This is a genomic window from Micromonospora sp. NPDC002411 (genome assembly GCF_053592955.1).
Genome location: NZ_JBSFBM010000205.1, coordinates 1 through 12423, shown reverse-complemented (window position 1 = coordinate 12423; position 12423 = coordinate 1). Strand labels below are relative to the sequence as shown.

General features: G+C 71.4%; 7 protein-coding genes and 1 pseudogene. 6 read left to right on the top strand and 2 right to left on the bottom strand.

Features of this window, described 5'->3' with window-relative positions:
• The 4 genes from ACWCO3_RS22640 to ACWCO3_RS22625 all read left to right on the top strand — a co-directional run.
• On the top strand, positions 1–808 hold an 808-nt coding region (locus tag ACWCO3_RS22640; protein ID WP_450011874.1), incomplete at its 5' end, for a hypothetical protein.
• 275 nt (positions 809–1083) lie between these two features.
• Positions 1084–1254, top strand: coding sequence for an FxSxx-COOH cyclophane-containing RiPP peptide (gene fxsA / locus ACWCO3_RS22635; protein ID WP_231924423.1), 171 nt, complete (start codon positions 1084–1086; stop codon positions 1252–1254).
• On the top strand, positions 1236–2456 hold the full coding sequence (locus ACWCO3_RS22630) for an FxsB family cyclophane-forming radical SAM/SPASM peptide maturase (RefSeq protein WP_450011872.1): 1221 nt from the start codon (positions 1236–1238) through the stop codon (positions 2454–2456). Before fxsA ends, ACWCO3_RS22630 begins: the two co-directional genes overlap by 19 nt.
• Entirely contained in the window at positions 2453–4363 is a 1911-nt protein-coding gene (locus ACWCO3_RS22625; RefSeq protein ID WP_450011870.1) for an HEXXH motif domain-containing protein, read from the top strand. The genes ACWCO3_RS22630 and ACWCO3_RS22625 overlap by 4 nt, the downstream gene beginning before the upstream one ends.
• On the opposite strand, the gene fxsT is transcribed toward ACWCO3_RS22625, so the two are convergent.
• The gene (fxsT, locus tag ACWCO3_RS22620) at positions 4332–8375 is read right to left on the bottom strand and encodes an FxSxx-COOH system tetratricopeptide repeat protein (protein WP_450011868.1); all 4044 of its coding nucleotides are present in this window, start codon (positions 8373–8375) and stop codon (positions 4332–4334) included. The genes ACWCO3_RS22625 and fxsT overlap by 32 nt on opposite strands.
• A complete protein-coding gene (locus tag ACWCO3_RS22615; protein ID WP_167524921.1) occupies positions 8359–9639 on the bottom strand; it encodes a TIR-like protein FxsC in 1281 nt (426 codons plus the stop codon). Before ACWCO3_RS22615 ends, fxsT begins: the two co-directional genes overlap by 17 nt.
• A 208-nt stretch (positions 9640–9847) precedes the next feature.
• Between ACWCO3_RS22615 and ACWCO3_RS22610 the strand changes: the two genes are divergently transcribed.
• A complete protein-coding gene (locus tag ACWCO3_RS22610) occupies positions 9848–11308 on the top strand; it encodes a magnesium chelatase (protein WP_450011866.1) in 1461 nt (486 codons plus the stop codon).
• Between the two features lie 2 nt (positions 11309–11310).
• Positions 11311–12423, top strand: a pseudogene (locus tag ACWCO3_RS22605) (hypothetical protein); the annotation flags it as partial.

Below are 12423 nucleotides of genomic sequence, written 5' to 3'. Positions count from 1 at the left end.
GCGCCCGCCCGGCCCGCTGCGGGCGCTGCTCGCCGGCTACGGCTGGGCGGTGGCGTGCGCGCTCGTCCTGGTCGTGCCGGACGTCCGAGTGCTGGTCGTCCTCGGCTACCTGCCGATACTGATCGTCGGGGCGCCGTTCGGCTGGCCGCCGGTCGACTACGCCGACGTCTTCAACTGGGCGCTGTTCGCCCGGTTCGCGGCGCTGGCCGGCGGGCTGCTACTGGCCGGTGCGGTGCTCGCCTGGCAGCGCCGTACCGCCGGGGCCTGCGTCGGCTGCGGTCGCGCCGACACCGGCCGACGGTGGACCACCCCGGCCGCCGCCACCCGCTGGGGTCGGTGGGCCGTGGGCATCGCCGCGGCCATCCCGCTGACGTACGCGTTGACCCGGTTCGCCTGGGCGGCCGGCATCCCGCTCGGCATCTCCCGCGAGTTCCTCACCGAGATGCAGGACACCGGGCTGGTCTGGGCCGGGTTCGGGCTGGCCGCGTTCGCCACCGTCGGCGCGATCCTCACCCTTGGGCTGGTGCAGCGCTGGGGCGAGCGGTTCCCGCGCTGGATGCTCGGCCTCGCCGGCCGGCGGGTGCCGGTGAAGCTGGCCGTGCTGCCCGCCACAGTGGTCGCCATCTCCGTGACCGCGGCCTCGCTGGGACTGCTCAGCAACCCGAAGTTCTGGGAACTCACCGGCGGGCTCAGCCTGACCGGGGCGCCGATGCTGCTCTGGCCACTCTGGGGTGTGGCGCTCGGCGGGGCCGCCTACGCGTACCACCTGCGCCGCCGTGGAACCTGCCGGCGCTGCGGTCGGGACTGACCACACGTGTCGCCGTAGCCAGCTACCGGATCGATGGTCCTTCCCGTCCGGACGCCGGATTTTCCATGGACGGATGGCCGAGAACAATGTCTGCGGGCCGCACTGTGGCGTTGAACCGGATGACCCGCCCGACCCACCGCGCAAACAGCGTGCGGCCGCTAGGATGACCCGGTTCGTCGGCGGGGTCGGCGTGGTGACGGGTCTCGGCCCGGCGGCTTCCGCACAATTCATTGCTCACTCGGGCGCGAGTCCTTTTCGCGGGTGGACGGATCATGATGGATACGACCGATGGCGCACCTCAGGGCACCCTCGTGGATCTCAGCGAGGTGAGCCTCGCCGACCTTCAGGAGCTGGACCAGTCGGTGTTCGCCCACTCGTTGCGCCGAATTCTCGACGAGATCGATCGCCCGCAGGAGGCGGTCGCCGGGTGGAACTCGGCGATGTGAGGATGCCGGGTGGCGGGCGCGGCTCGATGGGGGCCGCCACGGTAGCCGAGGGCGGCCTGTCCACCCGCCCACGGCCCGTCCCGTTCTCGGAGTTCATCCTCAAGGTCCACAGCCGGTGCAATCTGGCCTGCGACTACTGCTACATGTACGAACTGGCGGACCGCAGCGCCCTCGCCGACCCGCTGCTGATGGCGCCGGACGTCTTCGACCACGCCTGCGAGCGGATACGCGAACACGTCCACGCCCACCGACAGACCGCCGTACGGATCGTCCTGCACGGCGGCGAACCGCTCCTGGTCGGCGCTCCCAACCTGGTCCGGATGGCGAGCCGACTCCGGGAGGCACTCGCCCCGTCGCAGGCTCAGATCACCGTGCAGACCAACGGCACCCTCCTGACCCGACACGCCCTCACAGTGCTCGCCGACGCCCAGGTGCGGATCGGCGTGAGCCTCGACGGCGACCGGACGGCGAACGACAGGCACCGGCGGTACGCGTCGGGCCGCAGCAGCTACGACGAGGTCGACCGGGCCCTGCGCCTGCTCGCCGAGCGGCCCGACGCGTACGCGGGCGTGCTCTGCGTCGTGGACCTCGCCGCCGACCCCCGACAGACCTACGAGGCGTTGCTGTCGTACCGGCCGCCGATGGTGGACTTCCTGCTCCCGCACGCCAACTGGGAGGCGCCGCCGCCACGGCGAGGTACGGACCCGAGCCCCTACGGCACCTGGTTGGCGGCGGCCTTCGACGCCTGGTACGACACCTCGCCCCGACTGACCCGGGTCCGACTCTTCGAGGAACTCATCAACCTGCTGTTCGGCGGGCGCAGCCGAACGGAGTCCCTCGGGCTGAGCCCCGTGGCCGCCGTGGTGATCAACACCGACGGGGCGTACGAGCAGGTCGACACGCTGCGCTCCACCTACCCCGGCGCGGTCGGCACCGACCTGACCGTGTTCACCGACACCTTCGACGACGTGCTGCACCACCCCGCTGTCGTCGCCCGCCAGATGGGGGTGGACGCGCTCGCCGCCACCTGCCGTACGTGCCCGGTGCACCGGGTCTGCGGTGCCGGCAACTATCCGCACCGGTACCGGGCGGGAAGCTTCACCAACCCGTCCGTCTACTGTCCCGACCTTCTGCACCTCATCGCCCACGTCGAGCGACGCCTACGAGCGGATCTGGCAGCCATGCCCCGGGGGCGGTCGTGACGGGATACCACCGGCTCACCCCCGACGACCTCGCGGCGCTCGCGGCTGGCCTCGGTGACCAGCGGACCATCCGACTGCTGCGCGACGGCCAGGTGAGCAAACGCATGCTCCAGTTGCGCGTCCTGCTCGACACAGTGGATTCGGAGGAGACCCGCCGGCACTTCGGGCTCTGGGCGACGGCGGCCGGCCGGTCACCCGAGGCGGGGCCGACGGTGTTGGCCCTGCCGCACACCGGCGCCTGGTTGGCCAGCGCGCTCCGGCGACTGCGTACGCCGATGCCGTCCGCACCGGCGTCCGAGGCGGCAGCCGGCCGTACGACCGGCGGATTGGTGGTGCGGGCGGCGTCCGGAGCGCCCGTCGAAGCCGAGTTGACAGCGCTCGGGTCACTCGCCGCGGTGGCGGCCCTCCGCGCGGGAATGGACTTCGAGCTCAGCGTCGTGCCGCGCGACGGCGCCGTCTACCTGCCCACGCTCGGGCTGGCGCGGGTCGGGGACGCGCAGCGGGTGACCATCTCGCGGGTGGGCTCGCGACTCCTGATCGGGCCGGTCGAGGTGTCACCGGCCTCTCCGTCGGACCCGGGGCCGGGCGCGGAGAACGCCGGCTGGTCCGGCCTGCACCGACTCCGCAGCACGGCCGACGGACTGACGCTGCGGATCACCCTCGACGATCTCGACCCGTACCGGGACCGGCACCGGCTCTGCGCCGCCGACCGGCTCACACCCGCCGAGGTCGCCGAGTGGCAACGGCTGCTCGACGACGCGTGGCCGATCCTGGTACGCCACCACCGCCGGCACGCCGAGGCGATCGCCGAAGGACTGGGCTGGCTCGTGCCGCTGGTGGCCGACTCGGTCAGCGCCGGGGTCAACGTCACCAGCATGGATGCCTTCGGCTCGGTCTCGATGACCCGTCCGATCGACGGGCAGGCGTTCGCGCTCGGCCTGCTGCACGAGTTCCAGCACGCCAAACTCGGTGCGACGCTCGACGTCGAACCCCTCTACGACCGCGACGACAGCCGGTACTACTACGCACCCTGGCGCGACGACCCGCGCCCCCTTGGGGCAGCCCTCCAGGGCGTCTACGCCTTCATCGCGGTGACCGAGTTCTGGCGGGGTCGTCGCGCGCTGCTCACCGGCGGCCCGGCCCGGATGGCCGAGGTGGAGTTCGCCCGTTGGCGCGACCGGGTGTCCCGCACCTGCGCGGACATCGAGTCGTTCGGCCGTCTGACCGCCGCCGGCCGCGAATTCGTCGCCGGCCTGCGGCGGGTCATCGACGACTGGCGGGACCCGGTGGATCAGGGAGCGGCCGAACTCGCCCGGGAGGCCGCCGAGGACCACTGGACGGTCTGGCGGCTGCGGAACCGCCGACCGGACCCACACGTCGTACACCAGCTCGCCGCCGCGCGTTCGGCCGGACTGCCGTGCCCCGCCGTCACCGTCGTGCTGCGGGTGGAGCCGGCCGACGGCCGTTGGCTGAGCCTCAGCCCGCGGCTCGACCTGGTCCGGCTGCGGCTGACCGATCCGGAGCGGTTCACGCGGCTGCGTACCGGCGCGGAACGCCTCGTCGACGCACTGCCCACGGCGTCCGACGGGGACCTTGCCCTCGCCGCCGGGGATGACCTCGCCGCGCGCGAGAGCTATCGCCGGCAGGTGTGCGCCGACCCGGAACTGCTGTCCGCCTGGGTCGGACTGGCCCTCGCCGAGCAGCGGTTGACGGCGGCGCAGAAGACCGCCGGGGCCGACCCCGAGCTGTGCCGCGCGGTGTACCGGCAGCTGCGTACGGACGGGCACCCGGAGGACCCGTTGGAGTTGTCCCGGTGGCTCGCGCCGGTGACCTGCGTGCCGGCACCGGGCATCGAACCCGACGGAGAACCCTCGGTCACGTCGGTGGCGGTTCCAGATCGCAGTTGAGGCGGTTCGCCTCGACCAGAGCGATGGTGTTCGGGTGGTGCTCCCCCAGGACACGGCGGAAGAGAGGCATCACCGAGTCGCGCAGGGCGCGGGCGCCTCGGTGGTCCCCGGCGACACTCAAACTCGTGGCCAGGTTGTTCGCCACCGCCAGAGTGTCCGGGTGCGACGGGCCGAGGATGCGCTGGGCCCGCTCGTAGCAGTCCTGGTCGGTGGCGAGGGCCGCCGCGAACTCCCGGCGCCCGTACCAACAGTTGGCGAGGTTGATGTTCGCGGCCAGCGTGTACGGGTGGTCGGCACCGATCTGCTCGGTGAACCGGTTGACGACCTCGTCGGACAACGCGAACGCCGCGTCCAGATCCCCGGCCTTCCGCAGGAAGATGGCCAGGTTGTTGCCGTACGCCAGGGTGAACAGATGGTCCTCGCCCATCGCGTCCCGATACCAGCGGTACACCGGGCGCGCCCGGCGGAGCGCGCCCGCGTCGTCCTCCAGGGCGGACTCGTCACAGGCCAGATTCATCGCGGCGGCCTGCACGTCCGGATGATCGGGACCGTGCCGGCGGCGGGAACGGACCAGCACGTCAGCGCTCAACGCGTGGGCCCGCTCGAACTCGCCCAGCTTCCGCAGGGTCACCGCGTAGCTCTTGGTCACCCGTAGGGTCTCGCTGTCCTCCTCGCCGAGCACCTGCCGGTCCGCCTGCACGGCCGCCTCCAGGACCCGTCGGGACTCGGTGAGGTCGCCGGTGTCGCGGAGGTCCCGGCCGTACTGCCCCTCGGAGAAGAGGGTGAACGGGTGCATCGGCCCGAGGGTGTCGCGGCGGCGGGTCAACGTGCGCTCGTTGAGCCGCAACGCCCCGCGCAGGTCGCCGACCAGACGCAGCGACAGGGCCAGGTTGTGCGCGGCGATCAGCGCCCGCGAGTGCTCCTCGCCGAACACCTCGCGGGCCAACTCCTCCGTCCGGGTGTCCAACTCGCGCGCCCGTTCGAAGAACCCCAGCGCGCGCAGGTCCGCGGCGAGGCTGCCGGCCACGATCACCGTGTACTCGTGGTTCTCGCCGAGAGTGTCGGAGAGCCGCTCGTACACGTCCTGGTCGATGTCGTACGCGGCCTGGTACTGCGCTTCGAGGCGCAGCGCGTTGGCGAGGTGGAAGCGCATCATCTGGGTCGGCGGGTCGTCCGCGCCGTGCTCCGCCCGCCACGCCTCGATCGCCTTCTCGGCCAGCTCGGAGCAGGTGGCGAAGTCGACCCGGGTCCACATGTACCGGGCCACGTCCAGCAACAGTTGCCGAACCTCCGGCTGCGGTGAGTTGAGCGTCTTCGACGGCAGCAGGTGGGGCCAGAGGTCGGCGTAGATCGGCCAGTTGCGGGGCTGGTCGGGGTCCTTCGGGTTGGCGGCGGCGAGGATCGCGTGCACGTGACGCCGGTTCTCCGCCTTGACCTCGTCGGACAGAGACTCCCGGATCAGCTCCTGCACCAGTGGGTGCATGCGCAGGCTGGCCTGGTTGCCGTCGTCACCGCGGTCCGAGGTGCGTCCGCGCACGTTGTCGATGCGGGCCAACGAGTATCGGCCGACATCCCGCAACGCGCGCCCCATGAGCAGGGGATCGCGAACCGAGGGATCGTAGGGGAGCAGCACGTTGATGAAGCTGTCGTCGTAGAGGAGCGACATCGGGATCGGCTCGGCGGCGAAGAACGCGCAGACCTCCAGCAGCTTCGCCGCAGCCGGGTTGCGCTCCCGCAGGCTCTCCAGCGAGACGAGCCACGGCTCCGCGCCGGTCTGCCGATAGTCGTTGGGCAACTCGTCGGAGAGCATGCCGGGCAGGTAACGGCGTAGCCGCCGCAGGTACTGGGTGGCCGACTCGCCGGTGGTCGCCAGCCACGCCCCGGCCTGTTCCACGGCGAGCGGCAGGTCACCCAGGCGCGCGGCGACCATCTCCGCGTCGGTCAGGGGCAGGCGGGGGATCCGGCGACGGAGCAAGGTGGTGCTCTCCGCCCGGTCGAAGGCGCCCACCTCGAAGTTGCGGGCGTGCCGCGCCCAGACGTGGTTGCGCGTGGTGACGAGGACGTGCCCGGGGCCCTGCGGCATCAGGTCGTGCAACTCGGCGGGGTCGTCGGCGTTGTCCAGCACCAACAGCCACCGCCGGTACGGGTCGCCCCGACGCAGGGCGTCCAGCACCCACTGGACCCGCTCGGCGACGTTGCCCCCGAGTGGCGTGTCCGCCTTGGCGGCCAGCCGGTCGGCGAGCGAGGCCAGAGCGAGCCGCATCACGCTTGGCTGCTGTGCGGAGATCCACCAGACGACGTCGTACTCGGCGCGGAAGCGGTAGGCGTACTCCAGGGCGATCTGGCTCTTGCCGACGCCGCCCAGACCGTGCAGCGCGAGCGGGGTGTGCCGGGCCTCGGCCGACGACAGCCAGTCGCGCATCTCCTCCAGGAGCGGGCTGCGGCCGACGAACTGGACGTTACGCGGCAACGGCACCCTCCAGACCGGGGGTTCGTTGCCCGGGAACCGTCGGCGTTGCCCGGCGCCCTCCGGGTCGGTCGCCGGGCGGGCGGGGTGGTCCAGTGCTTCGAGCAACCGGCTGGCGGCCTCCTCCTCGGTGGCGCCCACCAGGTCCACCGGGACCCGCTCCAGGAACACCGCCGGCGCGCGGGAATTGTCCAGCCGGACGGGCACCAGGAAGTTTCCGCCGCTGCCCGCCTCGTAGGTGGTGGCCTGGGACCACAACTCGCCGGCGTTCGGCGACTGCATGTATTCCTGGGACAGCAGCACCACCAGCCGGGCGGCGTCCTTGAAACCGACGGCCGTCGCCGCCCCGCCACCAGGGCTGGCCGGGAAGTCGACCTCCCGCATCACCGTGTGCAGGCCTGCCGAACGGAGCTCGTCGCGGACCCACTCGGCCCAGGACCGGTCGAGCGAGACATAGCTGATGAACACGTCGGGTGTCGCCCCGGAGACGCGCTGCCGCTCGAACTTGGCCAACCACTGGCGGCGCAGCCGATCCTCCATCGGCGGCAGGCTGTCGACGGCGTTCTCGGTGATCGCCCTGGCGAGTCGCTCGTAGGCGGCGAGCAGGGTGCCCTCGTGGTGGGCCCGGTCGCCGAACCCCGCCAGGATCTCCTCGTACGCGTAGTAGGGCTGGTAGGGAATCTCGATCTCGCCCCAGTACCTGTCGCTCTCCTCAGGTGAGGTGCGAGGCAGCAGCGGCGCGAAGCGGCGGCGGGCGTGGTCACGCCCCGCTTCCAACTTGAGCTGCTCGGCGTTGTCGACCCGCATGGGCACCGGCAGGATCCGGATCGGTCGGTCGCCGCGTTGTCGGATGATGGAGCGGGTGACGCCGGCAGCTCCGTCGATGCTCTGGTCGTTGAGCGTGAACGAGGTCACCACGGCATCGGGCAGTCGCACGGTGCAGATGCCGGCGCCGTCGCTGACACCGGTGCGGCTGTCGATCAGCACGTAGTCGTAGTGCTCCCGCATGCTGGCGGCCAGCGCGTCCAGGAAGCTGTTGCCGCCCAACTTCTCGAAGAACGCCTGCCAGTCGAACGTGCTGACGGCCTTCGTGTACGCCGTGTCCTGTCTGCCGGCCGGCAGGAGGTCCAGACTGCCCCGTGCAATCGGACCCGCCGACGGCCGGACGGCCGCGGCGGGAGCGGGGAAGTCCCAATGCAGCGAGACGGCGTGATGCAGCACGTCGGCCGCGCTGCCCAGCCAGTCCTCGTCCTCCGTCTCCTCCAACGGCCGAACGACAGCCTCGGCGTAGTCGCGGACCATGTCGATGACCCCGGTCGAGGTCCGCAGGTCCTTGTCGAGGAGGAACGGGTGGAAATACTTGTGCAGACCGGGGGACTCCAGGTCCCAGTCGACAGCGAGCACCCGGTACCCGTTGGACGCCAGGATCCAGGCCACGTTGGCGAGCGCCATGGTGCGGCCGGTGCCGCCCTTGTACGAGTAGAACGTGATGATTCGACCCTCGACACCGTCGCCGGTGATGCCCGGGTCAGCGCTCGTCGTCACGGCCGTCCTCCGCTGCGGTGTCGTCGCCTTCCGCCCCCCAGGGCCCGTCGATGCGTGGTGGTCGGGAGTCGGTGGCGGGGCCCGGAGGCCGGTGCACCGCTCCTCGGCTGAACACCCGGTTACGGGCGACCTCCAGCACCTCCGGCAGCTCCTCCTGGAAGGCGCGGTGGGTGAGGATGTTGGATCGGTACAGCTCGTCGTCCGAGGCCAACTCGTCGAAGATCTCCCGACACGCGCGGGACAGTGACTGCCAGTGCTCTCGGGTCTCGGTGTCGTCACGACTGCTCGGGATCAGCACCGCCGTGGTGCCACCGTCGCGCAGGGCGGCGGCGGCATGGGCGGTCAGCGACTGCCGCTGCTCGGGCAGGCGGGTCAGCCAGGCGTCGACGATCAGCACCATGATCTGGTTGTAACGGGCCGCCTGTTCGGCGCGGCGGGCCAGCTCGGTCAGGTCCACGACAGTCGACCGGTAGCTGTGGTCGGCGGCGATCTCACGCGCGTAGTCGACGACCGGATCGGGGAACGGCGGTCCGTACGGTGCCCAGGCCAACGCGCGGTCGCCGTAGGTGTTCACGTGTTGGCGTACCGTGCCCATCTCGTCCCGGTGCGACGCCGCGACGATGAAGTGGACCAGCATCGGCGCGAACTGGTCGACGTCCGCCGTGAGTTGCCCGGCACCCGCGGGGCGGTGGAACGCGCTGACGATGGACCGGAGATCGATGGAGCGTTGGACGTCCGGCAGCGGGTGCTCCTCCACACTGGACACGATCTGGTTGGCCAGTTCGAAGAGGAACGTGCGGTAGTCGTCGCTGTGCCGCTGGAGCCGCATCAACTGCCGGACCCCCAGCCGCTGATAGAGGTCACCGAGGCTGTGGGAGGAATATTGCAGCGGGGACGCGACCGGATGGATGCGGCCGGGTCGGGCCGGAATCCACATCAGCGGCTTGAGGAGTGAGCTGTCCACGCCGTTCTGCTGGTCGAAGCGGGCAGTGCGGTCGGCGAAGATCTGCCACTCCTGACCGCAGGCCTCGCTCTGGAAATACCTCGGTGTCATCAGAGCAAGGAAGGACCGGCACGTGCTCAGCGCCTCGACCAGCCGCTGCGGCCACCGCTCGCCCAGCAGGATGGTCCGATCCACGAAACCGACCCGCTCGTCGCGGGGTAAACCCGCGATCAGCCGTACCTCTGCGCTGAGATCCTCGTAAAGACGTTGGACCAGTGCGTCCTCGTCGCCCCTCGCGTAACTGAGGAAGAAGTACAGCACCGCACCTCCGCGCCGGGAGAGGTTGACCATCGGATGGCCGGGCCGTGACCCCGTCGGTCACGACCATTGTGCGGCGGCCGTAGCGGCGGAGCTAACCGTGAGTATAGGGGCGGGAACCACGTGCCACAGCCCGCCGATCGGCGCATCCAGAGGGCGTCTCGGATATCACTTTCCGTATTGGCGTGGGTCGACTCCGGCGTGAGCTAGCGTGGGTCGGGTGACTGCGCCTAACCAGGTAATCCCGGTTCCACCGGCCGACCTGCCCAGCACGCTCGGCGCGCTACGGGCGGCCGGTCACCAATACCGCACCGTCAAGCAGGAACTCCGCGACAACCTCCTCGCCCGGATGCGCTCCGGCGACACCCGTTTCCCCGGCATCGTCGGTTACGACGACAGCGTGCTGCCCGAGGTCGAGCGGGCACTGCTCGCCGGGCACGACATGGTGCTGCTCGGCGAGCGCGGTCAGGGCAAGACCCGACTGATCCGCTCGCTCGGCGCGCTCCTCGACGAGTGGACGCCCGTCATCCCCGGCTCGGTGCTCAACGAGCACCCGATGCACCCGCTCACGCCGGCGTCGCGTGCCCAGGTCGCCGAGGCCGGTGACGACCAGCCGGTCGGCTGGCTGCACCGCTCGATGCGGTACGGCGAGAAGCTCGCCACCCCGGACACCAGCGTCGGCGACCTGATCGGTGACGTCGACCCGATCCGGATCGCGCAGGGCCGCACCCTCGGCGACCCGGAAACCATCCACTTCGGGTTGGTGCCCCGCACCAACCGCGGCATCTTCGCCGTCAACGAGCTGCCCGACCTGGCCGAGCGGATCCAGGTGGCCCTGCTCAACGTGCTGGAGGAGCGGGACATCCAGGTCCGCGGCTACCAGCTGCGGCTTCCCCTGGACCTGCTCCTCGTCGCCAGCGCCAACCCGGAGGACTACACCAACCGGGGTCGGATCATCACTCCGCTCAAGGACCGGTTCGGCGCCGAGATCCGCACCCACTACCCGGTCGACCTGGACCTCGAGTTGGCGTTGATCCGGCAGGAGGCCGACCTGGTCGCCGACGTGCCGGAGCACGTGCTGGAGGTCCTGGCCCGCTTCGCTCGGGCCGTACGGGAGTCGCCGTCGGTGGACCCGCGCTCCGGCGTCTCGGCCCGGTTCGCGATCGCCGCCGCCGAGACCGTCGCCGGTGCCGCGCTGCGCCGCGCCGGCCTGCTCGCCGCCATCGGTGACCAGGAGGGCCGCCCCGAGGCGGCGGTGGCCCGGGTCGGCGACGCCGTGTCGGTGACCAGCACCCTGCGCGGCAAGGTGGAGTTCGAGAGCGGCGAGGAGGGGCGGGAGATCGAGATCCTCGCGCACCTGCTGCGTACCGCGACCGCCGAGACGTTCCGGGCGCACCTGTCCGGGCTGGACCTGTCCGGTTTCACGGCGCTCGTCGGAGACGGGGTGGCGATCGAGACCGGTGAGCTGGTCGGCGCCGCCGAACTGCTGCGGCAGGTCGGCACCGTGCCCGGTCTGGCGAAGGTCCTCGACCGGCTCGGCCTGGGCGACGCGCCCACGCCGGAGGAGGCGGCGGCTGCCGTCGAGTTCGTGCTGGAAGGGCTGCACCTGACCCGCCGGCTCGGCAAGGACGTCACCGACTCCGGGCGCACCGTCTACGGCGGCCGGGGCTGACCATGGCCGGCAATCGGTTCCGGTACGGGCAGTGGACCGGCGGGCCCGACCCGCTGGCACCCCCGTACGACGTGCGGGAGGCGGTGGACGCGGTCGGCGCCGAGGTGCTGGCCGGCGGCAGCCTGCGAGAGGCGTTGCGTGACCTGCTGCGCCGTGGCCCCAAGGGGCGGGGTGGGCTGGACGACCTGGCCGCCCGGGCTCGACGGCTGCGCCGGGAGGCGCTGCGTCGCGGCGACCTGGACGGCGCGGTGACCAGGGCCCAGGCCCTGCTGGACCAGGCTCTCGCCGCCGAGCGGGACGAGCTTCGTGGCCGTGACGACGACGCCGCGCGGTTCGCCGAGTCGGTGCTGGACAACCTGCCCCGCTCGACAGCGCGGGCGGTGGAGGAGCTGTCCGGTTACCAGTGGGCCAGCGACGACGCCCGCCGCTCGTACCAGCAGATTCTCGACCAACTCCGCGACGACGTGCTCGGTCAGCGCTTCGCCGGGCTGCGTGACGCCGTGCGGGCGTCCGCCGACCCGGCCGCCCAGCAGCGGCTCGCCGAGATGATGGGCGACCTGAACGACCTGCTGGCTCGGCACGGTCGCGCGGAGGACACCACCGACGCGTTCGCCGAGTTCATGCGTCGGCACGGCGACTTCTTCCCGGAGAAGCCGGAGACCGTCGACGAGTTGATCGACGTGTTGGCCCGCCGTTCGGCGGCGGGTGAGCGCTTGATGAACTCGCTGTCCGACCGGCAGCGCGCCGAGTTGGCCGGTCTGATGCAGCAGTCGCTCGGTGACCGCCTCGCCGGGGAGTTGTCAGCGCTCGACGAGAACCTCCGGGCGTTGCGCCCTGACCTGCGGTGGGGGCGCGGCGAGCGGGTCCGGGGCGAGCAACCGCTGGGCTACGCCGACGCGGCCGGGGCGTTGGGTGAGATCGGCGAGCTGGACGACCTGTTGGACCATTTCGACCAGGAGCACCCGGGGGCGACCCTGGACGACGTGGACGTCGAAGCGGTGGCCCGCACGCTGGGGCGGGACGCGGCGGACGACGTCCGGCGGTTGCGCGATCTGGAGCGGGAGCTGCGCCGGCAGGGCTGGGTGAGTCGGGACGCGGAAGGGCTCACGTTGAGC